19 protein-coding genes are annotated in these 26408 nt (G+C 71.4%); 1 reads left to right on the plus strand and 18 read right to left on the minus strand.

Annotated features, from left to right (window positions below):
* Window positions 1–33: 33 nt before the first annotated feature.
* From obgE to AB0M92_RS09185, 16 genes are all read right to left on the minus strand, one after another.
* A complete protein-coding gene (obgE, locus tag AB0M92_RS09110) occupies window positions 34–1479 on the minus strand; it encodes a GTPase ObgE (protein ID WP_366101443.1) in 1446 nt (481 codons plus the stop codon).
* Window positions 1480–1648: 169 nt separating this feature from the next.
* Window positions 1649–1903 carry a 50S ribosomal protein L27 gene (rpmA, locus tag AB0M92_RS09115; RefSeq protein WP_048480572.1) on the minus strand — a complete coding sequence of 85 codons (255 nt, stop codon included), beginning with the start codon at window positions 1901–1903 and terminating at the stop codon, window positions 1649–1651.
* Window positions 1904–1916: 13 nt separating this feature from the next.
* Window positions 1917–2237 carry a 50S ribosomal protein L21 gene (gene rplU, locus AB0M92_RS09120; RefSeq protein ID WP_030715748.1) on the minus strand — a complete coding sequence of 107 codons (321 nt, stop codon included), beginning with the start codon at window positions 2235–2237 and terminating at the stop codon, window positions 1917–1919.
* Window positions 2238–2521: 284 nt separating this feature from the next.
* On the minus strand, window positions 2522–6550 hold the full coding sequence (locus AB0M92_RS09125) for an Rne/Rng family ribonuclease (protein WP_366101444.1): 4029 nt from the start codon (window positions 6548–6550) through the stop codon (window positions 2522–2524).
* Window positions 6551–6783: 233 nt separating this feature from the next.
* Window positions 6784–7563 carry a TIGR03936 family radical SAM-associated protein gene (locus tag AB0M92_RS09130; RefSeq protein WP_366101445.1) on the minus strand — a complete coding sequence of 260 codons (780 nt, stop codon included), beginning with the start codon at window positions 7561–7563 and terminating at the stop codon, window positions 6784–6786.
* Between the two features lie 115 nt (window positions 7564–7678).
* Entirely contained in the window at window positions 7679–8653 is a 975-nt protein-coding gene (locus tag AB0M92_RS09135) for a hypothetical protein (protein ID WP_366101446.1), read from the minus strand.
* A 139-nt stretch (window positions 8654–8792) separates the two neighbouring features.
* Entirely contained in the window at window positions 8793–10718 is a 1926-nt protein-coding gene (locus AB0M92_RS09140; RefSeq protein ID WP_366101447.1) for a TIGR03960 family B12-binding radical SAM protein, read from the minus strand.
* Window positions 10719–10798: 80 nt separating this feature from the next.
* Entirely contained in the window at window positions 10799–12322 is a 1524-nt protein-coding gene (locus tag AB0M92_RS09145) for a CYTH and CHAD domain-containing protein (protein ID WP_366101448.1), read from the minus strand.
* Window positions 12323–12403: 81 nt separating this feature from the next.
* Entirely contained in the window at window positions 12404–13603 is a 1200-nt protein-coding gene (rodA, locus tag AB0M92_RS09150) for a rod shape-determining protein RodA (RefSeq protein WP_366101449.1), read from the minus strand.
* A 7-nt stretch (window positions 13604–13610) separates the two neighbouring features.
* Complete coding sequence (gene mrdA / locus AB0M92_RS09155) at window positions 13611–15788, minus strand: penicillin-binding protein 2 (protein ID WP_366101450.1); 2178 nt, start codon at window positions 15786–15788, stop codon at window positions 13611–13613.
* 13 nt (window positions 15789–15801) lie between these two features.
* The gene (gene mreD / locus AB0M92_RS09160; RefSeq protein WP_366101451.1) at window positions 15802–16506 is read right to left on the minus strand and encodes a rod shape-determining protein MreD; all 705 of its coding nucleotides are present in this window, start codon (window positions 16504–16506) and stop codon (window positions 15802–15804) included.
* A 12-nt stretch (window positions 16507–16518) separates the two neighbouring features.
* Window positions 16519–17463: a rod shape-determining protein MreC gene (gene mreC, locus AB0M92_RS09165; RefSeq protein WP_366101452.1), complete on the minus strand. Its 945-nt coding sequence runs from the start codon at window positions 17461–17463 to the stop codon at window positions 16519–16521.
* Between the two features lie 125 nt (window positions 17464–17588).
* Window positions 17589–18608: a rod shape-determining protein gene (locus tag AB0M92_RS09170; RefSeq protein ID WP_008738981.1), complete on the minus strand. Its 1020-nt coding sequence runs from the start codon at window positions 18606–18608 to the stop codon at window positions 17589–17591.
* A gap of 295 nt (window positions 18609–18903) precedes the next feature.
* The gene (gene ndk, locus AB0M92_RS09175; RefSeq protein WP_123514492.1) at window positions 18904–19314 is read right to left on the minus strand and encodes a nucleoside-diphosphate kinase; all 411 of its coding nucleotides are present in this window, start codon (window positions 19312–19314) and stop codon (window positions 18904–18906) included.
* Window positions 19315–19404: 90 nt separating this feature from the next.
* The gene (locus AB0M92_RS09180; RefSeq protein ID WP_366101453.1) at window positions 19405–19752 is read right to left on the minus strand and encodes a DUF4233 domain-containing protein; all 348 of its coding nucleotides are present in this window, start codon (window positions 19750–19752) and stop codon (window positions 19405–19407) included.
* Between the two features lie 3 nt (window positions 19753–19755).
* The gene (locus AB0M92_RS09185) at window positions 19756–21285 is read right to left on the minus strand and encodes a folylpolyglutamate synthase/dihydrofolate synthase family protein (protein ID WP_366101454.1); all 1530 of its coding nucleotides are present in this window, start codon (window positions 21283–21285) and stop codon (window positions 19756–19758) included.
* Between the two features lie 117 nt (window positions 21286–21402).
* Here AB0M92_RS09185 and AB0M92_RS09190 point away from each other — a divergent pair, with 117 nt between their 5' ends.
* Window positions 21403–22452, plus strand: coding sequence for a rod shape-determining protein (locus AB0M92_RS09190; RefSeq protein WP_366101455.1), 1050 nt, complete (start codon window positions 21403–21405; stop codon window positions 22450–22452).
* 6 nt (window positions 22453–22458) lie between these two features.
* On the opposite strand, the gene AB0M92_RS09195 is transcribed toward AB0M92_RS09190, so the two are convergent.
* Both AB0M92_RS09195 and AB0M92_RS09200 read right to left on the minus strand, forming a co-directional pair.
* Window positions 22459–23607 (minus strand): histidine kinase, encoded by a 1149-nt coding sequence (locus tag AB0M92_RS09195; RefSeq protein WP_366101456.1) that lies wholly within the window; start codon window positions 23605–23607, stop codon window positions 22459–22461.
* 165 nt (window positions 23608–23772) lie between these two features.
* Window positions 23773–26394, minus strand: a complete 2622-nt coding sequence (locus AB0M92_RS09200) for a valine--tRNA ligase (RefSeq protein ID WP_366101457.1) — start codon at window positions 26392–26394, stop codon at window positions 23773–23775.
* Between the last annotated feature and the right edge of the window lie 14 nt (window positions 26395–26408).

The following is a 26408-nucleotide window of genomic DNA, read 5'->3' on the forward strand; positions in this document are numbered from 1 at the left end:
GCCGTCCGGGTCACGAGAACGGCAAGGCGCAGATCAGAAGGGACGGAACTCGTCGTACTCCTGCTGGGCGGAGTCCCCGCGCTTGGCTTCCTTCTCCTTGCGGCGGGTGGTGGCCGGACGCGGGGCCTCAAGGCGGTGGTCCTCGCCGCGGCGGCCCAGCATCTCGGCGCCGGCCATCATGGTCGGCTCCCAGTCGAAGACGACCGCGTTCTCGTCGGAGCCGATGGCCACGCCGTCGCCGGCGCGGGCGCCGGCCTTCTTCAGCGCGTCCTCGACACCGAGGCGGTTGAGGCGGTCGGCCAGGTAGCCCACGGCCTCGTCGTTGTTGAAGTCGGTCTGGCGCACCCAGCGCTCCGGCTTCTCGCCGCGCACCGTGTAGACGTCCTCGACCTCGTCGTACGTGACGGTGAAGCCGGCGTCGTCCACGGCCTTCGGGCGGATGACGATGCGGGTCGCCTCCTGCTTCGGCTTGCGGGCGCGCGCCTTGGCGATGCCCTCGGCGAGGAAGTACGAGAGCTCCTTGAGGCCCGTACGGGCGACCGCGGAGACCTCGAAGACCTTGTAGCCGCGGGCCTCCAGGTCCGGGCGGACCATGTCGGCGAGCTCCTGGCCGTCGGGGATGTCGACCTTGTTGAGGACGACGAGGCGCGGGCGCTTCTCCAGGCCGCCGCCGTAGAGCTTGAGCTCCTCCTCGATCACGTCGAGGTCGGCGATCGGGTCGCGGTCGGACTCCAGGGTGGCGGTGTCCAGGACGTGCACGAGGACCGAGCAGCGCTCGACGTGGCGCAGGAACTCCAGGCCGAGGCCCTTGCCCTGGCTGGCGCCCGGGATCAGGCCGGGGACGTCGGCGATCGTGTAGACGGTGGAGCCGGCGGTGACGACACCCAGGTTCGGGACCAGGGTGGTGAACGGGTAATCCGCGATCTTCGGCTTGGCGGAGGAGAGCACCGAGATCAGCGAGGACTTGCCGGCGGACGGGAAGCCGACGAGGGCCACGTCCGCGACGGTCTTGAGCTCCAGGACGATGTCGCCGGTGGTGCCGGGGACGCCGAGGAGCGCGAAGCCGGGGGCCTTGCGGCGGGCGGAGGACAGCGCGGCGTTGCCGAGGCCGCCGCGGCCGCCGTCCGCGGCCACGTACGTGGTGCCCTGGCCGACGAGGTCGGCGAGGACGTTGCCCTCCTTGTCGAGGACGACGGTGCCGTCCGGCACGGGCAGGACCAGGTCCTGGCCGTCCTTGCCGGAGCGGTTGCCGCCCTCGCCGGGCTTGCCGTTGGTGGCCTTGCGGTGGGGGCTGTGGTGGTAGTCCAGCAGGGTGGTGATCGCCTGCTCCACCACCAGGATGACGTCGCCGCCACGGCCGCCGTTGCCGCCGTCGGGGCCGCCGAGCGGCTTGAACTTCTCCCGGTGAACGGAGGCGCAGCCGTGGCCCCCGTTACCCGCGGCGACATGCAGCTCGACGCGGTCCACGAAGGTGGTCATGGTTGTTCCTCCAGATACATACGGGAATGTCCCGGGCAGACCTAGCTGCCCATTAAAACGTGGTCTGTATGACAACGCGCCGAGGGCGGACCTCTCTTCCCGGCTCGCGCCGGGAAGAGCTGAGATCCGCCCTCGGGAAGTTACGTACCGCTGATCAGCAGAAGCTGGATCAGGCGGCCGGAACGATGTTGACGACCTTGCGGCCACGGTGCGTGCCGAACTCGACGGCACCCGCCTGCAGCGCGAACAGCGTGTCGTCGCCGCCACGGCCCACACCCGAACCGGGGTGGAAGTGGGTGCCGCGCTGGCGGACGAGGATCTCACCAGCGGAAACGACCTGACCGCCGAAGCGCTTCACGCCGAGCCGCTGAGCATTGGAATCGCGCCCGTTCCGGGTGGACGATGCGCCCTTCTTGTGTGCCATGTCTCAGTCCCTCTTACTTCGCAGCCGCGGGGATACCGGTGACCTTGATCGCCGTGTACTGCTGGCGGTGACCCTGGCGACGGCGGTAGCCGGTCTTGTTCTTGTAGCGCAGGATGTCGATCTTGGCGCCCTTGTGGTGGTCCACAATCTCGGCCGTGACCTTGATACCGGCCAGGACCCACGGGTCGCTGGTCACGGCGTCGCCGTCGACAACGAGCAGGGTCGAGAGCTCGACCGTGTCGCCAACCTTGGCAGTGGAAATCTTGTCAACCTCAACGATGTCGCCGACAGCAACCTTGTGCTGGCGACCACCGCTGCGCACGATGGCGTACACGCGGATCTCTCTCTCACTCGGGACGGATGCTCCTGAAGCCAGCCGCTCAGGCAGACCCGCCGCGAGGGCAGGACCACACCGATCCGGATTGGACGAGCGGCCTCTCTCGCACGACGCTTGCGCGTACGGAACGTGAGGAAGGTGCTCAGGAGCGCGGCGCGTGCTACGACACGCCGACGGTCTAGGTTACGGGGCCGGTCCCGTAGGAGCAAACCGGGCCCCTCACGGCCGTGGGCCCCGCCTGCTCGGCGGGGCCCACGGCCGCTGGGTCACTCAGCGGTGGATCAGCCCTCGGCCGGAGCCGAGACCGAAGACTGCGGCTGCTGCTCGGCCGCCGCGGTCTTCTTCGTCGCCCGCTTCGCCGTGGTCTTCTTGGCGGTCGCCTTCTTGGCCACGGTCTTCTTGGCCGCCGTCGCCTTCTTGGCGGCGGTGGCCTTCTTCGCCGGAGCCTTCTTGGCAGCCGTCTTGCGGACCGCCTTCTTGGCCGGCTTCTCGGCCTCCTCCGCCACCTCGGGGGCCTCCGCCGCCTCGGCCGGGGCCGGGGCGGCCTCGGGCTCGGCCGCAGGGCTCTCGACGACCAGTACGGCGGCCTCCGCCGCGCCGGCCGGGGAGCCGGCGGGTGCGGTGGCCTTACGGGTGGCACGGCGACGGGGACGGGCCGGTGCGGCCTCCACGGCCGGGGCCTCCTCCTCGGCCGGGGCCTCGGCGACCGGGGCCTCCACGACCTCGGGCTCCGGGGCGGCCGGGGCGGCCGGGGCGGCCGGCTCGGGCTCGGCGGCGGCCTCGGCCACCGGGGCCGGGGCCGTGGCCTTGCGGGTGGCCCGGCGACGGGTGCGGCCCTTGGGCGCGGCCTCGACCGTCTCGGCGGCCTCCACGGCCTCCGCGACGACCTCGACGGCCGGCTCCAGCACCGTGTCGGCGGCCTCGGTCACCGGCTCGGCCTCGACCACCGGCTCGACGACGGCCTCGGCCACGGGCTCGGACTCGCGGGCCGGCGCCGGGGCGGCCGTACCGCGCGGGGCACCCGCCGGGGCGGTCGCCTTGCGGGTGGCACGGCGGCGGTTGCGGCGACCGCTCAGACCGGCCGCGGCCTCCGCCTCGGCCGGGCTGCCGTAGAGCTCCTCGTCCGCGACGAACGCCGGCTCGGGCAGCGCCACCGGCGCCGCGAGCTCGGCGGCCACCTCGGCCTCGGTCTCGGCTTCGAGGACCTCGCCGGTCTCGACGCCCTCGATTTCGTGGTCGTGCTCGTGGCCGCGGCCGCCGCGCCGCTTGGCGCGCTTGCCGTTGCCGCCGCCGCCGACCACGGTCGGCGTCTCCATGTGCACGATGACACCGCGCCCGTTGCAGTGGACACAGGTCTCGGAGAAGGACTCCAGCAGGCCCTGGCCCACCCGCTTGCGGGTCATCTGGACCAGGCCCAGCGAGGTGACCTCGGCGACCTGGTGCTTCGTACGGTCGCGGCCCAGGCACTCCAGCATCCGCCGCAGGACCAGGTCGCGGTTCGACTCCAGGACCATGTCGATGAAGTCGATGACGACGATGCCGCCGAGGTCGCGCAGCCGCAGCTGGCGCACGATCTCCTCGGCCGCCTCCAGGTTGTTCCTGGTGACGGTCTCTTCGAGGTTGCCGCCCTGACCGGTGAACTTGCCGGTGTTGACGTCGATGACGATCATCGCCTCGGTCTTGTCGATCACGAGGGAACCGCCCGAGGGCAGCCACACCTTGCGGTCGAGCGCCTTGGCGAGCTGCTCGTCGATCCGGTACGTCGCGAAGACGTCGACCTCGGAGGTCCAGCGCGACAGCCGGTCGGCCAGGTCCGGGGCCACGTGGTTCACGTAGCCGTGGATGGTCTCCCAGGCGGTGTCACCGCTGACGATGACCTTCGAGAAGTCCTCGTTGAAGATGTCGCGCACGACGCGGACGGTCATGTCCGGCTCGCCGTACAGCAGGCTCGGCGAAGAGGTCGAGATCTGCTTCGACTTCTTCTGGATGTCCTCCCACTGGGCCTGCAGACGCTCGACGTCGCGGCGCAGCTCGTCCTCGCTCGCGCCCTCGGCGGCGGTGCGCACGATGACGCCCGCGTCCTCGGGGACGATCTTCTTGAGGATGGTCTTCAGACGCGCGCGCTCGGTGTCGGGCAGCTTGCGGCTGATGCCGGTCATCGAGCCCTCGGGCACGTAGACCAGGTAGCGGCCGGGCAGCGAGACCTGGCTGGTCAGGCGGGCGCCCTTGTGGCCGATCGGGTCCTTGGTGACCTGCACCAGGACCGACTGGCCGGACTTGAGGGCGGACTCGATGCGGCGCGGCCCGTTGGCCATGCCGAGCGCCTCGAAGTTGACCTCACCGGCGTACAGGACGGCGTTGCGGCCCTTGCCGATGTCGATGAAGGCGGCCTCCATCGACGGCAGCACGTTCTGGACCTTGCCCAGGTAGACGTTGCCGACGTACGAGGTGGCTTCTTCTTTGTTGACGTAGTGCTCGACGAGCACGTTGTCCTCAAGGACGCCGATCTGGGTGCGCTCGCCGGACTGGCGGACCACCATGACGCGCTCGACGGCTTCGCGGCGGGCCAGGAACTCGGCCTCGGTGATGATCGGGACGCGGCGGCGGCCCTGCTCGCGACCCTCGCGGCGGCGCTGCTTCTTCGCCTCCAGACGGGTCGAGCCCTTGATGGACTGCACCTCGTCGGACGGCTCGGCCTTCTCGCGGGCCGGGCGCGGCTCGCGGACCTTGACGACGGTGCGTACGCCGTCCTCCTCGCCCGCTTCGGCGTCCGTACCGGTGTCACCGCTGCGGCGGCGACGGCGCCGGCGGCGACGGCTGGAGCTGGAGCCGAGGGCCCCGTTCTCCTCGTCGTCCTCCTCGGCGGAGCCCTCTTCCTCTTCCGCCTCCTGCTCGGCGGTCTCGGCCTCTTCCTCGGCGGACTCGTCGAAGTCGGCGGCCTCACCGCGGCGACGGCGGCGGCCACCGCGGCGGCGACGGCGGGACGGGCGCTCGCCGGTCTCGTCGCCCTCTTCGAACTCGGCGCTCTCCTCGTCGAGCTCGGCGACCTCGGTCTCCGCCTCGACGCGCTCCACGTCGGCCAGCGAGACCGGCGCCGTCTCGGCCGGGGCGGCCTCGGCCGCGCCGCGACCGCGGCGACGGCGGCGGCCGGCCGGCTGGGCGGCGGGCGCCTGGACGACCTCGGCCTCGGCTTCGAGCTCTTCCTCTTCCTCGACCTCCTCGGCCTCGACGGCCGCGGCGGCGGCAGCGGCCGCCATGGCGGCGGTCTCCGGGGTCTGGAACATCGGCTCGGCGAAGACCGGCGCCTGGAACACGGCGACGGCGGGACGCACGGCGCGGCGGCCGCGCGCCGGAGCGGCGGGCTCCTCCGCGGCGGGCTGCACCGGCGAGGCGGCCGGAGCGGCGGACGCGGCGGAGCGGGTGGCACGGCGGCGGCCGCCGCGCTTCGGGGAGTCGACGGCGTCGGCGACGGTGACGGTCGCCTTCGGCGCGGGCACCTCGGCAGCGACCTCGGCGACCTCGGCGGCAGCGGGCGCCTCGGGGGCCGTGACGGCGCGGGTGGCACGACGACGGGCACGCGGCGCCGGAGCGGCCGGCTCCTCGACGACCGGGACGGCCTCGACGACCGGAGCGGCCTCCACGACGACCTCGGCGGCAGCCGGAGCCTCGGGGGCCGTGACGGCGCGGGTGGCACGACGACGGGCACGCGGCGCCGGAGCGGCCGGCTCCTCGACGACCGGGACGGCCTCGACGACCGGAGCGGCCTCCACGACGACCTCGGCGGCAGCCGGAGCCTCGGGGGCCGTGACGGCGCGGGTGGCACGACGACGGGCACGCGGCGCCGGAGCGGCCGGCTCCTCGACAGCCGGAGCGGCCGGAGCGGCCGGAGCTGCCTCGACGACGGCCTCGACAGCGGCCGCCGGAGCCTCCGGAGCGGCGACGGCGCGGGTGGCACGGCGGCGGGCACGCGGCGCGGGGGCAGCGGGCTCCTCGGCAGCCGGAGCGGCGGGGGCGAGCGGAGCGGCGGCCGGGGCGGCGACCTCGGCGGTGGCCGGAGCCTCGGGGGCGGCCACGGCGCGGGTCGCGCGGCGGCGGGTACGGGCCGGGGCGGCGGCCGGAGCGGCCTCCTCGGCGGCGGGGGCGGCCGGAGCGGCCTCGGCCTCGGTCACCGCGGCGGCCGGGGCGACGGCCCCACCGGGCGGACCCGCGGGCCGCGACGCGGCGCGGCGACGCCTGCGCGGGGGCAGGTTGTCGCTCGGGCTGCCGCTGTCGGCGCCACCGGTGGTGTTGTTGGTTTCGTTGTTGAGCATGCGGGCGGTTCTCCCGTCACGCTCCCGGGCGCCGCGGCTGACTTCCGGTCCGGCGCGGTTCCGCGCGGTCAGCGCGGAACCGGCCTCCGGGGCGCGTTCGCCACACGGGAGCTGTAGTCCATGGCCGCCGGTTCCGTACGTCTTGTCGTACGGCCTGGCGGAAGTCTTCAGGTCTGTGCGCGGCCCGACCCAGGTGGCTCCCGAGTGCCAGGGCTGCGCGACGACGACGATCCCTACGCGGCGGGACCTTCCGGCGCCTTCGCGTCGGCTGCTACGGCGGCCGTGGGTGGGGCGGCCGTGACAGCCTCGCGGTCGGGCGCGAGCGGGTCGGTCACCGTGCCGGACTCCTCGTCGAAGAGCCCCTGCGCCAGCCTGGTCACCGCTGCGGGGACCGGCGGCGCCAGGTCGGCCACAGCTTGGAGACCGGACAGGACGTCGTCGGGTCGAACGGCAGGTGTCAGATGCCGAACAACCAGCCGCAGTATCGCACAGGCATTGTCCGGCGTCCTATCAGCCGGGGCAGGAACCGCCTCAAGGCTCACAACGGCCCCCCGGGTGTCGAAGGTGCGCATGCCGTTCTTGGTGCGGCGCTGCACCTCCACCGCTTCGGCGGCGAGGAACGCCCCGACCGCCCGCTGGACGTCGGCGCCCTCCACGCCCTCCAGCCGCAGCTCCCACACGGAGGCGGTCAGACGGTCGGCGAGCCCGGAGGTACGGGCCTCGACGGCCTCGATGATGTCGAGCCCGACCGGCATCGACTCGTCGAGCAGCTCGCGCAGCTTCTCGGGGTCGCGGGGCTCCGCGAGCGCGATCTCCAGGTACTCCGCTTCGCTGCCGGTGCCGGTCGGCGCGGCGTTCGCGTAGGACACGCGCGGGTGCGGGGTGAAGCCGGCCGAGTACGCCATGGGCACCTCGGCGCGGCGCAGGGCCCGCTCGAACGCGCGCTGGAAGTCACGGTGGCTGGTGAACCGGAGGCGGCCGCGCTTGGTGTAGCGCAGTCGGATGCGCTGCACCACCGGTGCGGGGGGCGGGCCTTCGGGCTGTCGCTTGCCCAGTGGTTCTTCTCCTTGTGCGGGGCTCCGCGGCTCGCGCGTCGCCCTGAGGTCTGGTGAGCCGGCGCTCTCCGGCTCACCCTCGCTTGCGCCAGGAGATCTCGGGAGCGGCGGGCGTCTCGCCCACGGCTGTCGTACTACCCAGAGTACGCGCCCGTGACCTCGCCGGTTCCCGGCCGGGGCCCCCGAACAGGGCCCTCCGCACCTCGGCCCGGACCTCGCGCACGGTGTTGCGGACGGTCCGCCACACATCCCGTACGACATGTCCGACCGGTGTCAGCAGGTGCCGGTACACCTGCGCCGCGGGCCACCCGACGAGCACCCACCCGACCAGCCGCACTCCGCGCCACACCGCCCGGACGATCCGCCCGGCGACGTGCCAGGCCCAGACGAGCGCCTGCCCGAGCGGCGCGAGCAGGTACCGGTACACCCCCAGCCCGACGGGCCGCAGCAGGTACCGGTAGAACACGGCGCCGGTCCACGCCAGCGCCTGCCCGACGGGGGTGAGCACGTACCGGTGGAACACCGCGCCCGCCCGGGCCAGCCCCCGCCCGAGGGGGGTGAGCACGTACCGCCACAGCCCCACCCAGGGCCAGACGAACAGGGTCATGGCGAGCGCCCACAGGAGCCACGACACGCCCTTGGCCAGCGGCGCGAGCAGGTACCGCATCCCTCCGCGCCCCACCCAGGCCAGCGCTTCACCGAGCGGACGCAGGAGGTACGCGTACAGCCCCCGGCCGACGGGAGCGAGGAGGTGCGCGTACACCGGCCGGAGCACGTACCGCCACAGCCCGACCCAGGGCCAGACGAACACCAGCTTGAGCAGCACGGTCAGCACCCGGCCGATTCCGCGCAGCAGCGGCTCCAGCACGTACGAGGAGAGGGGCCCCAGCACATGCCGGTGAACAGCCCGTCCGAACGCGACGAGCAGATCCCAAACCACCCGTACGGGCAGTACGACGATCAACGCCACGATCTTGACCGGCACCCGGATGACGCCCACGAGGCAGCCCTCGCCGCCGTCCGGGACCTGCCGCTTGTCGAGTTCCATACCCGTAAGGACTCTCAAAACCCCCCGGCCGTTGCGGCGGCCGCCGGACCCGGTCGACGGATCCCGGCCCCACACGAACGCATACGCCCCCCACCGTTCGCGGTGAGGGGCGTATCCGAAGCGGCGTGTCAGCCCGAGGTCACTTCACGACCGTCAGCGGCAGGAGCTTCTGACCCGTGGGGCCGATCTGGATGTGGGTGTCCATCTGCGGGCAGACGCCGCAGTCGAAGCACGGGGTCCACCGGCAGTCCTCGACCTCGGTCTCGTCGAGGGCGTCCTGCCAGTCCTCCCAGAGCCAGTCCTTGTCGAGACCCGAGTCCAGGTGGTCCCAGGGCAGGACCTCCTCGTAGGTGCGCTCGCGGGTCGTGTACCAGGCCACGTCCACGCCGTAGGCCGGCAGCGTCTTCTCCGCGGCCTGCATCCAGCGGTCGTACGAGAAGTGCTCGCGCCAGCCGTCGAAGCGGCCGCCCGACTCGTACACGGCGCGGATGACGTCGCCGATGCGGCGGTCACCGCGCGAGAGGAGGCCCTCGACGATGCCCGGCTTGCCGTCGTGGTAGCGGAAGCCGATGGAGCGTCCGTACTTCTTGTCCCCGCGGAGCTTGTCGCGGAGCTTGCCGAGACGCGCGTCCGTCTCCTCGGCCGACAGCTGCGGCGCCCACTGGAACGGGGTGTGCGGCTTCGGCACGAACCCGCCGATCGACACCGTGCAGCGGATGTCGTTCTGGCCGGAGACCTCACGGCCCTTGGCGATGACGTTGACCGCCATGTCGCCGATCTGGAGCACGTCCTCGTCGGTCTCGGTGGGCAGGCCGACCATGAAGTACAGCTTCACCTGGCGCCAGCCGTTGCCGTACGCCGTGGCGACGGTGCGGATCAGGTCCTCTTCCGAGACCATCTTGTTGATGACCTTGCGCATGCGCTCGGAGCCGCCCTCGGGGGCGAAGGTCAGACCGGAGCGCCGCCCGTTGCGGGTCAGCTCGTTCGCCAGGTCCACGTTGAACGCGTCCACGCGGGTCGAGGGCAGGGACAGGCCCACCTTGTCGTCCGTGTAGCGGTCCGCGAGGCCCTTGGCGATCTCGGCGATCTCGGTGTGGTCCGCGGAGGACAGCGACAGGAGGCCGACCTCCTCGAAGCCCGTCGCCTTGAGGCCCTTCTCCACCATCTCGCCGATGCCGGTGATGCTTCGCTCCCGCACGGGGCGCGTGATCATGCCGGCCTGGCAGAAACGGCAGCCGCGGGTGCAGCCGCGGAAGATCTCGACGGACATCCGCTCGTGGACGGTCTCGGCGAGCGGGACCAGCGGCTGCTTCGGGTACGGCCACTCGTCGAGGTCCATGACCGTGTGCTTGGACACGCGGTACGGGACGCCCGACTTGTTCGGCGCGACGCGCGCGATGCGGCCGTCGGGCAGGTAGTCGACGTCGTAGAAGCCCGGCACGTAGACCTGGCCGGTCTTGGCCAGGCGGAAGAGGACCTCTTCGCGCCCGCCCGGACGGCCCTCGGCCTTCCACGTGCGGATGATCTCGGTCATGTCGAGGACGGCCTGCTCGCCGTCGCCGATGACCGCGCAGTCGATGAACTCCGCGATCGGCTCGGGGTTGAAGGCCGCGTGGCCGCCCGCGAGGACGATGGGGTGGTCGACCGTACGGTTCCTGGCCTCCAGCGGGATGCCCGCCAGGTCCAGGGCCGTCAGCATGTTCGTGTAGCCCAGCTCCGTGGAGAAGGACAGGCCGAACACGTCGAAGGCGCCCACGGGGCGGTGGCTGTCCACGGTGAACTGCGGCACCTTGTGCTCGCGCATCAGTTCTTCGAGGTCCGGCCACACGCTGTACGTGCGCTCCGCGAGCACGCCCTCGCGCTCGTTCAGCACCTCGTACAGGATCATGACGCCCTGGTTGGGCAGCCCGACCTCGTACGCGTCCGGGTACATGAGCGCCCAGCGGACGTCACACGAATCCCACGGCTTGACGGTGGAGTTGAGCTCACCGCCGACGTACTGGATGGGCTTCTGCACATGCGGGAGCAGAGCTTCGAGCTGTGGGAAGACCGACTCGGACATCACGCGACTTTCGTGAAGCGGGCAGGGGGCGACTCTCAAGCGTAACCCGAGGCGCAGCCGCCTCCTGCCGCCGTGATCTCCGCCTAGGCGCCCAGCTCCGCCCGGAGCGCGGGGTCGGCGGCCTGCCCCCATACGTCCGGAAGCTCCCGCTCACCCTGTGCGGCCAGGGCCTCCTCGCGGGCGTAGAGCACGCCCCAGGTGAAAGCGGACTCGCCGGCTCCGGCCGCCTGGGCGCCGAGGCCGCGCAGGGCCTCGCGGGCGACGACGCTGTCCTGGTGGTCGCCGAGCAGGGTCTGGACCGATTTCATGGCCTTGGCCAGCTGTTTCGCCGGTTTGCCGAGCTCGGGCACGGCCGCTTCCGCCGCGTAGCGGGCGCGTTTGGCGGCCTTGCGGGCCTCGTGCAGGGCCAGGTCGCGTTCCTCGCCCGGGTCCAGGTCCAGGGCCCCGGCGACCCGGGTCGCGAGCCGCTCGTAGTCCTTGAGCACGGCCTTGGGCACGGGCCGGGCGGCCGGCTCGGCCGCGCCGGGGAGCAGGGGCGGATCGGCCAGCAGCGCGTCGAGGGAGTCGAGCAGGGCCGTATACCGCTTGGCGTCGAGGGCGGCGAGGGCGCGGCGCCGGGTTCCCGAGCGGCGGGAGTTGTTCCACGTCCGCAGCCGGCCGCGGACGGGGCCGATCACGAGGGCGCGGGGCAGCTCGGTGACGTGGGTCTGGATGCGGTCGTAGAGGACTTCCTGGTCCCGGTCGAGGCCGAGCTCGGCGGCCAGCCAGCGCAGCTCCTCGCCCAGCGGATCGGTGACGGCGCGGTCCAGGACCTTGCGGTACGTCTTGAGGGCGCTGCGCGTCCGGCGGCAGGCGACCCGCATCTGGTGGACGGAGTCGGGCAGGTTGCGGCGGACGGCCGGGTCCTGGGCGACGAGCGCGTCGCGCTGTTCGCGCAGGTACGAGAGGACCAGCGCGCCCGCGGTGCCCTCGGCGGCGGCGGGTCCGGGCCGGGCCGGCGGCTCGGTGCCCGTCTCGGCGAGGGCCCGGGCCAGCTTCGAGGGCGCGTCGGAGACCTTGAGCCCGGCCTTGCGGAACCTCTTCTCGACGGCGTCGAGGAGCGCCGGGTCGGCCCCGTCGGCGAGCTCGACCTCGACCTCGGTCCAGGAAGCGGCGGCCTCGTCGCGTTCGGCGCGGACGGCGTCGGTGGACAGCTCCGCGAGGAGCATCCCCTCGGCGTCGAGGAGGTGGCTGACGCGGCGCGAGGAGACAAGACGGACCTGGGGTTCCAGGGAGGCGTCCCGGACCCGGGAGCGGACCAGGGCCGCGAGGGCGCGCGGGACGGTGTCGGCGAGGGGGGCACCCACCTCGTCACGGACACCCGGGGAGACGGGCAGTTTGAGGTGCCAGCCGGCGTCCGCGCCGCCGGTGCGGCGCCGCAGGGTCAGGCCGTCGGCGGCGAGCCGCTGGTCGGGGGTGTCGTAGTAGACCGCGTCGAGGTCGACGGTGCCCTGGTCGGTGACGGCCGCGATGGCGTCCGTGCCGGTCAGGTCCGGGACTCCGCGGCGCGCGGCCTTGCTCGTCGTGAACTCGAATTTGCGCTCGATCTCGCGTTTCGTGTCCGCCATGCATCGAACCTAGTCCTGAACGGATCACGACGGCAGGGTGAACGGGGAATCCACGGCCGAACCGGCCGAAGATCGGCCCCGCTAGGCCGACATCGGCCGTTGCACCCTGATCGACTGGAGCAGCCCGACCGCCACCCACACCGCGAACATGGACGAGCCTCCGTAGGAGACGAACGGCAGCGGGAGCCCGGCCACCGGCATGATCCCGAGGGTCATCCCGATGTTCTCGAAGGCCTGGAAGGCGAACCAGGCGATGATCCCGGCGCACACGATCGTCCCGTACAGCTCGGTGGTCTCGCGGGCGATCATGCAGGCCCGCCAGAGGATGATGCCGAGCAGGACCAGGATCAGCCCGGCGCCGAGGAAGCCGAGCTCCTCCCCCGCCACCGTGAAGACGAAGTCGGTCTGCTGCTCGGGCACGAACTGGCCGGTGGTCTGCGAGCCCTTGAAGAGCCCGGACCCGGTCAGCCCGCCCGAGCCGATCGCGATGCGGGCCTGGTTGGTGTTGTAGCCGACGCCGGCGGGGTCCAGGTCGGGGTTGGCGAAGGCCGCGAAGCGGTTGATCTGGTACTCGTCGAGCACTCCGAGCTGCCAGATCAGGATGGCCCCGGCCGCGCCGGAGCCCATCAGGCCGACCACCCAGCGGTTGGAGGCGCCGGAGGCGAGCAGTACGCCGAGCACGATGACGACCATGACCATGACGGAGCCGAGGTCGGGCATCAGCATGACGATGCCCATGGGCGCGGCGGCGAGGCAGAGCGCCTTGACCACGGTGCGGTGGTCGGGGTGGGTGAGGTCGCCCGCGTCCACCCGGGTGGCCAGCAGCATGGCCATGACCAGGATGATCGTGATCTTCACGAACTCGGAGGGCTGGAGCGAGAACCCGCCGCCGATCACGATCCACGCGTGGGCGCCGTTGATGGTGGCGCCGAGCGGCGTGAGCACGGCGAGGATCAGCACCAGGGAGAGCCCGTACAGGATCGGTACGGCGCCGCGCAGCGTGCGGTGGCCGAGCCAGACGGTGCCGATCATCAGGACGAGGCCGATGCCGGTGTTCAGGGCGTGCCGGATCAGGAAGTAGTAGGGGTCGCCCTGGTTGAGCTGGGTGCGGTTGCGGGTCGCCGACCACACCAGCAGGGCGCCGATGAAGGACAGGGCGAGGGCGGAGAGGAGTATCGGCCAGTCGAGCCGGCGCAGCACGGAGTCGCGCGAGGTCAGCTTGGCCATCGCGCCGCGCTCGGGCGCGTACCGGGATACGGAGAACTTGTTCGCGGTCTGCATCGGGGTCTCAGTCCTGCCGCGCGGCGGGCGGGGCGGGGGGACCGGCGAGCGCGGGGGGCGCCAGTTCCTCCGGGGACGGGGGTACGTACGGCTTGATGTCGGGGGCGTCGATGGTGCCGTCGGGCCCGATGGTGGGGAGCTTCGCCTCCGGCTTGAGCAGGAAGGCCTTTTCGGTGTCCTGCTTGCCGGCCATGCTCAGACCGTAGATGGCGTTGTAGATGTTGCGGACGGCGGGTCCGGAAGCACCCGAACCGGTACCGCCCTGGGAGATCGTCATCACGATCGTGAAGTCCTCGGTGTACGTGGCGAACCACGAGGTGGTCTGCTTGCCGTAGACCTCGGCGGTACCGGTCTTGGCGTGCATGGGGATCTGCTTCTGCGGCCAGCCGCCGAAGCGCCAGGCGGCGGTGCCGCGGGTGGCGACGCCCTCCAGGGCGGCGTTGATCTTGACGCGGGTGGCCTCCGTCATCGGCAGCTTGCCGTGGGACTGCGGCGGGATCGGCTCGGTGTGCTTGCCGTCGGCACTGATGACGGCCTTGCCGATGGTCGGGTTCCACAGGGTGCCGCCGTTGGAGATGGCCGCGTAGATGGTGGCCATCTGGATCGGGGTGACCAGGGTGTCGCCCTGTCCGATGGAGTAGTTGATGGCGTCACCGGCGCGCATGAGGTTGCCTTCGAGGCAGTTCTCGTAGGAGAGCAGCTCGACGTAGGTGCCGCCCTTCTTCCCGGTCTTGCACCACATGTCCTTGTTGAGTTCCCAGAACTTCTGCTTCCACCGGCGGTCGGGGACCCGGCCCTTCTCCTCGCCCGGCAGGTCCACGTGGGTCTCGGCGCCGAGGCCGAACTGGTGGGCGGTCTTGTAGAAGATCTCGGCCGGGGCCTTCTTCGGGTGGAGCCCGCCGTCCTTGATCCACTGCTGGTGGCCGAGGGCGTAGAACACGGTGTCGCAGGAGACTTCGAGGGCGCGGCCGAGGGTGATGTTGCCGTGGCCCTGGGACTCGAAGTTCTTGAAGACCTGGCCGCCGATGGCGTACGAGCTCGGGCAGGGGTAGTCCCCGTCGAAGTCGTAGCCGGCGTTGACGGCGGCCGCGGTCGGGATGACCTTGAAGATGGAGCCGGGGGCGGCCTGGCCCTGGATCGCCCGGTTCATCAGCGGGACGTTGGACTCCTTGGCGGTGAGCTTCGCGTAGTCCTTGCCGGAGATCCCGCCGACCCAGACGTTCGGGTCGTACGTGGGCATGGAGGCCATGGCCACGACCCGGCCCGTCTTGGACTCCAGGACGACCACGGCGCCGGCGTCGGCCTTGTAGGGGACGCCGGTGTTGCGGTCGATCTGCTTGCGGGCCTCGACCATCGCCGCGTTCAGCTCGAACTCGGCGACGCCCTGGACGCGGGCGTCGATGCTGGTCACGAGGTGGGCGCCGGCGACCGTCGGGTCGTTCTTGGCCTGGCCCATGACCCGGCCGAGGTTGTCGACCTCGTAGCGGGTGACTCCGGACTTGCCGCGCAGGGTCCGGTCGTACGTCCGTTCCAGGCCGAAGCGGCCGACCTGGTCGGAGCGCAGCAGCGGGGAGTTGGTGTTCTTGGCCTTCTGGATCTCGTCGTCGGTGACCGGGGAGAGGTATCCGAGCACCTGGCCGGTGTTGGCGCCGCCGGGCGCGGGGTAGCGGCGCACGGCGGTGGGCTCGGCGGTGATGCCGGGGTACTCCTCGGGGCGTTCGCGGATCTGCAGGGCCTGCTGGGTGGTGGCCTCGGTGGTGACCGGGATCGGCTGGTAGGGGGAACCGTTCCAGCAGGGCTTGGGGGTCTGGGAGTCGCAGACGCGGACCTTGTTCATGACGTCCTGCGGCTTCATGTCCAGCACGCCCGAGAGCCGGGTCAGGACGCCCTTGCCCTTGTCCTTCATCTTCATCAGCGCGGTGCGGCTGGCGGAGACGACCAGGCGGGTCTCGTTGTCCGCGAGCGGGACGCCGCGGGCGTCCAGGATCGAGCCGCGGACGGCCGGCTGGACGACCTGCTGGACGTGGTTGCTCTTGGCCTCGTGGTAGTACTCGGCGCCGTTGCGGACCTGGAGGTACCACAGGCGCCCGCCGAGGGTGCAGAGGAAGGAGAGGACGAGCACCTGCATGATCACGAGTCTGATCCGCACGCGTGAGGTGCGGCCGGTCTCGGGGGCGTTGGTCACGGGAGCTCCTCCCTCACAGCTTCTTGACGCTCTTCACACTCTTGATCGCCTTGACGCCCTTTATCCGGCCGGCCTTGTTGGCGCGGCCGCGTGCGAGCCCGCGCCGCAGGCCGCCGCGCTGGCTGCCGATGCGCAGGCCGGTGCCGCCGGCGAGCCAGCCGGAGGAGACGTCGGCGGCCGCGGCCTGGCCGCCGCCCGCCTCGACGGCCATCGGGTCGTTCTCGGCGCGGCGGGCCAGCGCCATGATGAACGGCACGGTGAAGGGGGCGAGCAGCAGGTCGTAGAGGGTCGCGGTGAACAGCAGCCCGGTGAGCCCGACGTGACGGGCGGCCGTGTCGCCGACGAGGGCGCCCACCCCGGCGTAGAGCAGGGTGGAGCCGATCGCGGCGGCGACGACGGTCAGCATCGGGCCCCAGGCGGAGCGGAACCGCCCGGAGTCGGGGCGGGCCAGGCCCGCGGCGTACCCGATGACGCAGAGCACGAGCGCGTACCGCCCGGCGGCGTGGTCGGCGGGCGGGGCCAGGTCCGCGAGGAGTCCGGCGGCGAAGCCGATGAGCGCGCCGCTGAGGTGCCCGTACACGAGGGCGAGCGCGACGACGGTGAGCAGGACCAGGTCGGGTACGGCGCCGGGCAGTTGCAGCCGGCCCAGGACGGAGACCTGGACGACGAGGGCGACCACGACCAGCGTGGCCGAAAGCAGGATCCGGTTGAAGCGCATGACGGTCAGCTCCTACTCGTCGGCCGGCTTGCCGGGCACACTGGCGGACGGCGACGGCGTGACGGTGACGGTGACCGTCGGGGTGGGCTTCACCTCGGGCTTGGGCGGCAGTACGGCGTCGCGCGGGTCCTCGCGGGGCGGCATCACGACGACGCCGACGATGTCCAGGCGCGAGAAGCCGACGAACGGACGCACCCAGATGGTGCGGGTCAGGTCTCCGCGCGAGGGGTCGACCTTGACGACCTCGCCGATCGGGACGCCGGGCACGAACGGCTTGTTGCCGCGGGAGCCGAAGGTGACCAGCCGGTCGCCGGGGCTGACCTTGGCCTTGCCGTTGAGCATCTGGACGGACAGGGCGCGGTCGCCCTGTCCGGTGGCGAAGCCGAGCTCGCCGGTCTTCTCCAGGCGGGTGCCCACGGTGAAGTCGGGGTCGTTGGCGAGGACGACGGTGGCGGTGTCGGGGCCCACGGTGGAGACGCGGCCGACGAGGCCTTCCCCGTTCAGTACGGTCATGTCGCGCTCGATGCCGTCCTTGCTGCCGGCGTCGATGGTGACGGTCCAGGAGAAGCCCTGGGCCGCTCCTATGGCGATGACCTCGGCGCCCTTGATGCCGTACTGTCCGGCGCCGGCCCGCTTGAGCATCTCGTCGAGCTCGTGGATGCGGCTGCGGGTCTGGTCGTCGCTGCCCAGCTTGGCCTTCAGGGCGGCGTTCTCGCGCTCCAGCGTGGCGATGCGGTTGTGGCGTTCGCCGGAGTCCCGTACGGCCCCTATGGCGTTGGCGACGGGGTCGACCGCGGTCGCGACCCCCTCCTCGACGGGGCCGAAGACCGCTGCGGCGGCCTGCCGGGCGCCGTCGACCGGAGACTCCTCGCCTGCCCTGATGTCCACCGTGATCAACGCGAACGCGATGGCGATCAGAAGCACCAGGAGCAGCCGGCTTTCTCGTGTGTCCCTCACGTGCGGCGGCCGTGCCTTCCTCGTCGGAAACTTATTGGTCTGTATATCAACGATCCGCCGCACGAGCGCGGCAGCACCCGTACGGCGGATCCTTGTGTTCCGCATGGCCCCCGGACGGGGGTGTGTCAGCGCCGGGGCTGGGCGTCCAGAACCTGCTGGAGTGCCTCGAACTCCTCCACGCACTTGCCGGAGCCGAGGGCGACGGAGTCGAGCGGGTCCTCGGCGATGTGGATCGGCATGCCCGTCTCGCGGCGCAGCCGCTCGTCGAGGCCGCGGAGCAGGGCGCCGCCGCCGGTCAGCACGATGCCGCGGTCCATGATGTCGCCGGAGAGCTCGGGCGGGCACTTGTCGAGGGTCGTCTTGACCGCGTCGACGATGGCGTTGACCGGCTCCTCGATGGCCTTGCGGACCTCGGCGGCGGAGATCACGACCGTCTTCGGGAGGCCGGAGACCAGGTCCCGGCCGCGGATCTCGGTGTGCTCGTCCTTGTCGAGGTCGTAGGCCGACCCGATGGTGATCTTGATCTGCTCGGCGGTGCGCTCGCCGAGGAGGAGCGAGTACTCCTTCTTGATGTGCTGGATGATCGCGTTGTCGAGCTCGTCGCCGGCGACCCGGATGGACTGCGCCGTGACGATTCCGCCGAGGGAGATGACGGCGACCTCGGTGGTGCCGCCGCCGATGTCCACGACCATGTTGCCGGTGGCCTCGTGGACGGGCAGGCCCGAGCCGATGGCGGCGGCCATGGGCTCCTCGATGATGTGCACCTGGCGGGCGCCGGCCTGCGTGGACGCCTCGATGACGGCGCGGCGCTCCACTCCGGTGATGCCGGAGGGGACGCAGACCACGACGCGCGGTCGGGCCAGGTAGCGGCGCTTGTGGATCTTGAGGATGAAGTACCGGAGCATACGCTCGGTGATCTCGAAGTCGGCGATCACGCCGTCCTTGAGGGGCCTTACGGCGACGATGTTGCCGGGTGTCCGGCCGATCATCTTCTTCGCCTCGGAGCCGACCGCCAGAATGCCGCCGGTGTTCGTGTTGATGGCGACCACGGACGGCTCGTTCAGGACGATCCCCCGGCCCCTCACGTACACCAGCGTGTTGGCGGTCCCGAGGTCGATCGCCATGTCACGGCCGATGAACGACATGTTGTTCCCCTTGTTCCCCATGAGGAGCGTCTGGCCTTCCAGTTGATAGCGGCTGCTGTCAGGTCGGCGAGGTGGGTGTGTGGGTGGAGGCCCCATCGTAATGCCGCAAGTACGAACACCGCGCGACGGGACTCCGGCAATCCCGCCGGAACGGAAACCCGCCCCCTAGTGGTGACGACGTGTCCTGCACATGCGTTCCCGCTCCCGCCCGGTAATACCGAAGGGCGACCGAAATTACTTCGGTCGCCCCAGGTCATGAGCGCTATTCGGCTGATGTTACGTCAGGAAGGACTCATCAGAGCGAGGGGAAGAACAGCTTCAGCTCGCGCTCCGCGGACTCCTCGGAATCCGAGGCGTGGATCAGGTTCTCCCGGGTGATGGTGCCGAAGTCCCCCCGGATGGAGCCGGGCGCCGCGGCGATCGGGTCAGTGGGTCCGGCCAGCTGGCGGACACCCTCGATCGCGCGTTCCCCTTCCACCACCAGGACCACGACCGGACCGCTCGCCATGAAGCCCATGAGGGGCTCGTAGAAGGGCTTGCCCTTGTGCTCGCCGTAGTGGGTCTCCAGGGTCTCCTGGTCCAGCGTGCGCAGCTCCATCGCGGGGACGGTCCAGCCGGCCTTCCGCTCGATGCGGCCGATGATCTCGCCGATCAGGCCTCGACGGACGGCGTCGGGCTTGAGGATGACGAGCGTGCGCTGGGTCATGTTGCGGCTCCTTGCGGCATACGGGTGCGGTCCGACGAGGCTACAGGGAGTCAGCGGGGCCCCTGCGCGGAGCCCCGGGCCCCCGCGACCTCAGGCCTGGGCCTCGCCCTGCGCCGCCGCCCAGCGGGCCTTGATCGCGTCGATCTTGGCTCCGTAGTGCACCGAGCACCACCACAGGCCGGCGAACGCCGCGCCCAGGATGAACATCATCGGCACGACGAACCCGCTCAGGATCAGTCCGATCTGCAGCGCCCAGCCGATCTGGACCGCGCCCGGACGCGAGAGCATCCCGCACAGCAGCACCGACAGCAGCATGGCGATCCCGCAGACCGTCCACACCGTGGCCTGGGTCAGATCCGGGTTCTTCATGGCCACCAGCCCCGCGAAACCGATCACGAAGAACTCGCCGATCAGCGTCGAAGCACACAGCGTGCGCATCCCTCAGCCCCTCTTCAGCAGTAGGCGGGCCTCGCCCACCGTGATCACGGAACCGGTCACCAGGACCCCGGCCCCTCCGTACTCGGCCTCTTCCTCCGCCAGGGTGATCGCCGCCTCCAGGGCGTCGTCCAGCCGCGGCTCCACCTGCACCCGGTCCGGCCCGAAGACCTCGACCGCGACCGCCGCCAGCTCGTCCGCGGACATCGCCCGGTGGCTGGAGTTCTCCGTGACCACGATCTCCGCGAAGATCGGTTCGAAGGCCTCCAGCACCCCCTTGACGTCCTTGCCCTCGCTCGCGGCCATGACCCCGATCAGCCGGCTGAAACCGAAGGCCTCGGTCACCGCCTCCGCGGTGACCCGTGCGCCGGCCGGGTTGTGCGCCGCGTCCAGGACCACCGTCGGGCTGCGCCGTACGACCTCCATCCGGCCCGGCGAGGTCACCGAGGCGAAGGCCCGGCGCACGGTCTCCAGGTCCAGCTCCCGCGACTGCTGCGCGCCGACTCCGAAGAAGGCCTCGACCGCCGCCAGCGCCACCGCCGCGTTGTGCGCCATGTGGGCCCCGTACAGCGGCAGGAAGATGCCGTCGTACTCGCCGCCCACGCCGCGCAGCGTCAGCATCTGCCCGCCGACCGCCACCTCGCGCGAGACGACGCCGAACTCCATGCCCTCGCGGGCCACGGTCGCGTCCACCTCGACGGCCTTCTTCAGCAGCACCTGCGCCGCGTCCACCGGCTGCTGCGCCAGGATCACGGTGGCGTCCTGCTTGATGACGCCGCCCTTCTCCCCGGCGATCTCCCCGGGAGTGGAGCCGAGCCGGTCCGTGTGGTCCAGGCTGATCGGGGTGATCACCGCGACCGCGCCGTCGATCACGTTGGTCGCGTCCCAGGTGCCGCCCATGCCGACCTCGACGACGGCCGCGTCGACCGGGGCGTCCGCGAAGGCCGCGTACGCCATGCCGGTGAGCACCTCGAAGAAGGACAGCCGGTACTCCTCGGCGGAGTCGACCATCTCCACGTACGGCTTGATGTCGTAGTACGTCTCGATGAAGCGCTCGGCGGTGATCGGCGCCCCGTCGAGGCTGATCCGCTCGGTGACCGACTGCACGTGCGGGCTGGTGTAGCGGCCGGTGCGCAGCTCGAAGGCGTTCAGCAGGGCCTCGATCATCCGGGCGGTGCTGGTCTTGCCGTTGGTGCCGGTGACGTGGATGGAGGGGTACGCGCGCTGCGGTTCGCCCAGGACGTCCATCAGCGCGGCGATCCGCGTGACGGACGGCTCCAGCTTGGTCTCGCCCCAGCGGGTGGAAAGTTCCTGCTCCACCTCCTGGAGCGCCCGCGCCACCTCGGGGTCGAGGGGCTGCGACGGTACCGGGTCGCCCTGGGGCGGTCCGGCCTGGGCGCGCAGGGTGCGGCTGCCGGCCTCGATCACCGCCAGGTCGGGGTCGCGGTCGGACTCTTCGGCCACGATCCGTTCGAAGAGATCGGAGGTCTCGTCGCGGTCGTCGGGTCCGTTGCTCTCGGGCTGCTGCTCACTCACGGGGCCAGTCTACGGACGGGGGGCCCGGGGACTTTCGACCCGGCCGTTTCAGGACCTTCGGCGGCCGCTGCGACCTGATCGTTATGCAAGCCTTGCGGGCAGGAGATAGGGGAACAAATGCCGCAGGCCAGCACCAACAAGTCCGCTTCCAGCCGCGACATAGGGATCGATCTGGGGACCGCGAACACCCTGGTCTACGCCCGGGGGCACGGCATCGTCCTCAATGAGCCGTCCGTGGTGGCGGTCAAGGCGGGCACGACCACGGCCCTGGCCGTGGGGGCCGAGGCCAAGGAGACCATCGGCCGCACCCCCGGCTCCATCACCGCGATCCGCCCCCTGAAGGACGGGGTGATCTGCGACTACGAGGCCGCCGAGGAGATGATCCGGCACTTCGTCCGCAAGGCCGTGCCCGGGCGGCGGCCGCGCACCCGGATGGTGATCTGCGTGCCGTCCGGGGTCACCCCGGTCGAGCGGCGGGCCATCGTCCACGCCTCGACGCGCGCCGGGGCCAAGGCCGTCCACCTGATCGAGGAGCCGATGGCGGCGGCGATCGGCGCGGGCCTGCCGGTGGCCGAGCCCCGCGGCTCGATGGTGGTGGACATCGGCGGCGGCACCACCGAGGTCGCCGTCATCTCGCTCGGCGGGATCGTCACCGCCCGGTCGCTGCGGGTCGGCGGGGACCGGATGGACGGCGCGATCATGGACTACGTGCGCAAGGAGCACGGCCTGCTCATCGGGGAGCGCACCGCCGAGGACGCCAAGGTCGGCATCGGATCGGCCTGGCCGGTGCCGGACCGGCCGGAGCTGGAGACGCGGACCTTCACGGTGCGCGGCCGGGAGCGGGTCGGCGGCATGCCGAAGACGCTCCCGCTGGGGACGCCGGACGTACGGGCCGCCCTCGACGAGCCGGTCGAGGCGATCATCGCCGCGGTGCGCACCACCCTGGAGGAGTGCCCGCCGGAGCTGTCGGGCGATGTGATGGAGCACGGCATCGTGCTGACCGGCGGCGGGGCCCTGCTGCCGGGCCTTGACCTGCGGATGGCTTCGGCCACGGGCATCCCGGTGTTCGTCGCCGACGCCCCGCTGGACTGCGTGGCGCTGGGCTCGGGCCGGTGCGTGGAGGAACTGGACGAGCTGAACAGCCTGCTGGTTCCGGCGAAGGCCTGAGCCCGGCTACCCGCGCGGGAGGGTGGCCACGACCGTGTACGCGTCCGCCGTGCGCGTCGCCGTCAGCGTTCCGCCCAGGCTGCGCACGCGCTCGGACATGCTCGCCGTGCCCGAGCCCGCCGAGACGGGGGCGCGCACCGGCGTCCGGACGGGCAGGCCGTTGCGGACCGTGATCCGCAGCTGCGGGCCGTCCGCCTCGATCGACACGTCGATGGTCTCGCCGCGGGCGTGCTTGGCCGCGTTGGTCAGACATTCCTGCACCACCCGGTAGACCGCCGCCTGGCGCAGCGGCGACAGTCCGTGCACCTGCGGATCCAGGACCAGGCGTACGGGCGAACCGGCCCGGCCGCTCTCCTCCGCCAGGGCCGCCAGCCCGTCGGCGCCCGGGGTCGGGGCCCGTTCCCCGCGCTGCACGATGATCTCGTTGAGGACCAGGTGGGCCCGGCGCGCGGTGTCGGCGAGCTCCTCGAAGTCCTTCGCGTACGCCGTCTCGCGGGCCCGCGTCGAGAGCACCTCGGAGCGCACGGTCAGCAGGGTCAGCTCGCGGCCGACGAAATCGTGGACGTCGCGGGCGACCGAGGTGCGCTCCTGCTCGACGGCCTGGAACACCGCCGATTCGGCGCGCCGGGCGGTCAGCTCCCCCACGAGGTCGTGCCGGTAGGCGGCGACGCCGACGGCCGAGGCGAGCACCCCGATCGGCACGACGAGGCTCAGGAACGCGCTGAGCGTCTTGACGTGCGGCTCGGGCCAGCCCGGGACGCTGAAGACGACCAGCGCGAAGGCGATGTACCCGAGGGTGGCCAGGACGGCCGACCTCCGTCCCCGGTAGCGGCCGACCGAGTACAGCGCGAACTGGATCAGCGTCAGCTCGTGCAGCCAGCCGATGAAGAGCAGCGCGGTGAGGTACGAGACCCAGGGCGAGCGGCGCCGCACGACCAGGGAGCAGCACCCGGCGGCGAGCACGAAGGCGGCCATCGGACCGCTGAGCGAGTTGTCCGCGGCGGCCAGGCCGGGGAGGTCCAGCGCCATCAGGCCCAGGCAGCTGAGTGCGGTGAGCACGTCAAGCGCCCGGGGGGACCCGGCCCAGCCCGCGGCGAGCCGGCGGCCGGCGGCCGCGGCCCGGTGGAGCGCCGAGGCGACGGGCGGGACGTACATGCCTTCCATCATCCGTGCTCGGCGAGGGGTATCGGATCAGCCAACCCGGCCGAAATCGTGATGTGCGACACTCCGCCCCACTTCCGGACAACTCGGGCAGACCCAACAAAGCGCCCGGCCCCCGGGCAACGTGTGCTCGGGGGCCGGGGATTGACCGTGTGCGGGTCAGGAGGCGGGCAGCGTGTCCAGTTGGGCCTGGATCCGGGCGATGTCCGCCTCGGCCTTGGACAGCCGGCCCTTGATCTTGTCCACGACGTTGTCGGGAGCCTTGGCCAGGAAGGCCTCGTTCCCCAGCTTCGCCTCGGCCTGCTGCTTCTCCTTCTGCGCGGCCGCGAGGTCCTTGGAGAGGCGCCCCCGCTCGGCGGCCACGTCGATCGTGCCCGACAGGTCGAGCGCGACCGTGGCGCCGGCGACCGGGAGGGTCGCGGTGGCGCTGAAGGAGTCACCCTCGGGCTGGAGGCGCAGCAGCTGCCGGATGGCCGCCTCGTGCGCGCCCAGCGCGGTGGCGCCCAGCTCCAGACGGGCCGGAACCTTCTGGCCGTCCTGCAGACCCTGCTCCTTGCGGAACCGGCGGACCTCGGTGATCAGGGACTGGACGGTCGCGATCTCCGATTCGGCGGCCTCGTCGCGGAAGCCGCTGTCCTTGGGCCAGTCGGCGATGACGAGGGACTCGCCGCCGGTCAGCGTGGTCCACAGCGTTTCGGTGACGAACGGGACCACCGGGTGCAGCAGTCGCAGCATGACGTCGATGACCTCGCCCAGGACCCGGCCCGAGACCTTGGCCTGCTCTCCGCCCGCGAAGAACGTCGTCTTCGACAGCTCGACGTACCAGTCGAAGACCTCGTCCCACGCGAAGTGGTACAGCGCCTCGCTGAGCTTCGAGAACTGGAAGTCCTCGTAGTACGCGTCGACCTGAGCGACCGTCTTGTTCAGGCGGGACAGGATCCACCGGTCGGTCGCCGACAGCTGCCCGACCGGAGGCAGGTCGCCCTCGATCGTGGCGCCGTTCATCAGCGCGAAGCGCGTGGCGTTCCAGATCTTGTTGGCGAACTTGCTGGACGCCTGGACCCAGTCCTCGCCGATCGGGACGTCGGTGCCGGGGTTGGCGCCCTTGGCCAGGGTGAAGCGGACGGCGTCGGAGCCGTACTTGTCCATCCAGTCCAGCGGGTCGACGACGTTGCCGAAGGACTTCGACATCTTCTTGCCGCGCTCGTCGCGGACCAGGCCGGTCAGCGCGATCGTCTTGAACGGCACCTCGCCGTCCATGGCGTACAGGCCGAACATCATCATCCGGGCGACCCAGAAGAAGATGATGTCGTGACCGGTGACCAGGACGTCGGTGGAGTAGAACTTCGCCAGGTCCGGGGTCTTCTCCGGCCAGCCGAGCGTGGAGAACGGCCACAGGCCCGAGGAGAACCAGGTGTCGAGGACGTCGGTGTCCTGGTGCCAGCCCTCACCGGTGGGCGCCTCGTCGTCCGGGCCGACGCAGACGATCTCGCCGTCCGGGCCGTACCAGACCGGGATCCGGTGGCCCCACCACAGCTGGCGCGAGATGCACCAGTCGTTGAGGTTGTCGACCCAGTCGAAGTAGCGCTTCTCCATCTCCTTCGGGTGGATCGTGACCCGGTCGTCGCGGACCGCGTCACCGGCGGCCTTGGCGAGCGTCTCGACCTTGACCCACCACTGCAGCGACAGGCGCGGCTCGACGGTGGTGCGGCAGCGGGAGCAGTGCCCGACGGAGTGCAGGTACGGGCGCTTCTCGGCGACGATCCGGCCCTGCTCGCGCAGCGCGCCGACGACCGCGGAGCGGGCCTCGAAGCGGTCCAGGCCGAGGAAGGGGCCGTGGACGGTGATGTTGCCGTGCTCGTCCATGATCGTCATGTTGGGCAGGCCGTGGCGCTGCCCGATGGCGAAGTCGTTCGGGTCGTGGGCCGGGGTCACCTTGACGCAGCCGGTGCCGAACTCCGGGTCGACGTGCGTGTCGGCGACGACCGGGATGGAGCGGTCGGTGAGCGGCAGCTTGATGAGCTTGCCGACGAGGTGCTTGTAGCGCTCGTCGTCCGGGTGGACGGCGATGGCCGTGTCACCGAGCATCGTCTCGGCGCGGGTGGTGGCGACGACGAGGGTGTCCTCGCCCTCGCCGTACTTGATCGAGACGAGCTCGCCCGCGTCCTCCTGGTACTCCACCTCGATGTCGGAGATGGCCGTGAGGCAGCGGGGGCACCAGTTGATGATGCGCTCGGCGCGGTAGATCAGCTCGTCGTCGTAGAGCTTCTTGAAGATCGTCTGGACGGCCTTGGAGAGGCCCTCGTCCATGGTGAAGCGCTCGCGCGACCAGTCGACGCCGTCGCCGAGGCGGCGCATCTGGCCGAGGATCTTGCCGCCGTACTCTTCCTTCCACTGCCAGACGCGCTCGACGAACTCCTCGCGGCCCAGGTCGTGGCGGGACTTGCCCTCCTCGGCGAGCTGCTGCTCGACCTTGTTCTGGGTGGCGATGCCGGCGTGGTCCATGCCGGGCAGCCACAGGGACTCGTAGCCCTGCATGCGCTTGCGGCGGGTCAGGGCGTCCATGAGCGTGTGCTGGAAGGCGTGGCCCAGGTGCAGGGAACCGGTGACGTTCGGCGGGGGGATGACGATGGTGTACGCGGGCTTCTCGCTCGCGGCGTCCGCCGTGAAGTACCCACGCTCTACCCAGCGCTCGTAGAGCTTCCCCTCTACCTCGGCCGGAGCGTACGCGGTCGGCAGTTCGGAGTGGGGGCTGCTGGGTGTCTGCGTGTTCTCGGTCACGGGGCACAGTTTAG

Source organism: Streptomyces sp. NPDC051582 (assembly GCF_040681715.1).
In the GTDB taxonomy this organism is placed as follows: domain Bacteria; phylum Actinomycetota; class Actinomycetes; order Streptomycetales; family Streptomycetaceae; genus Streptomyces.

Coding starts and splice junctions, on each gene's coding strand:
- ndk (WP_123514492.1), bottom strand. CDS start 19,314: ATGACCCAGCGCACGCTCGTCATCCTCAAGCCCGACGCCGTCCGTCGA.
- rpmA (WP_048480572.1), bottom strand. CDS start 1,903: ATGGCACACAAGAAGGGCGCATCGTCCACCCGGAACGGGCGCGATTCC.
- AB0M92_RS09125 (WP_366101444.1), bottom strand. CDS start 6,550: ATGCTCAACAACGAAACCAACAACACCACCGGTGGCGCCGACAGCGGC.
- obgE (WP_366101443.1), bottom strand. CDS start 1,479: ATGACCACCTTCGTGGACCGCGTCGAGCTGCATGTCGCCGCGGGTAAC.
- mreD (WP_366101451.1), bottom strand. CDS start 16,506: ATGCGCTTCAACCGGATCCTGCTTTCGGCCACGCTGGTCGTGGTCGCC.
- AB0M92_RS09145 (WP_366101448.1), bottom strand. CDS start 12,322: ATGGCGGACACGAAACGCGAGATCGAGCGCAAATTCGAGTTCACGACG.
- AB0M92_RS09180 (WP_366101453.1), bottom strand. CDS start 19,752: ATGCGCACGCTGTGTGCTTCGACGCTGATCGGCGAGTTCTTCGTGATC.
- AB0M92_RS09190 (WP_366101455.1), top strand. CDS start 21,403: ATGCCGCAGGCCAGCACCAACAAGTCCGCTTCCAGCCGCGACATAGGG.
- AB0M92_RS09135 (WP_366101446.1), bottom strand. CDS start 8,653: ATGGAACTCGACAAGCGGCAGGTCCCGGACGGCGGCGAGGGCTGCCTC.
- rodA (WP_366101449.1), bottom strand. CDS start 13,603: ATGCAGACCGCGAACAAGTTCTCCGTATCCCGGTACGCGCCCGAGCGC.
- AB0M92_RS09170 (WP_008738981.1), bottom strand. CDS start 18,608: ATGTCGTTCATCGGCCGTGACATGGCGATCGACCTCGGGACCGCCAAC.
- AB0M92_RS09195 (WP_366101456.1), bottom strand. CDS start 23,607: ATGTACGTCCCGCCCGTCGCCTCGGCGCTCCACCGGGCCGCGGCCGCC.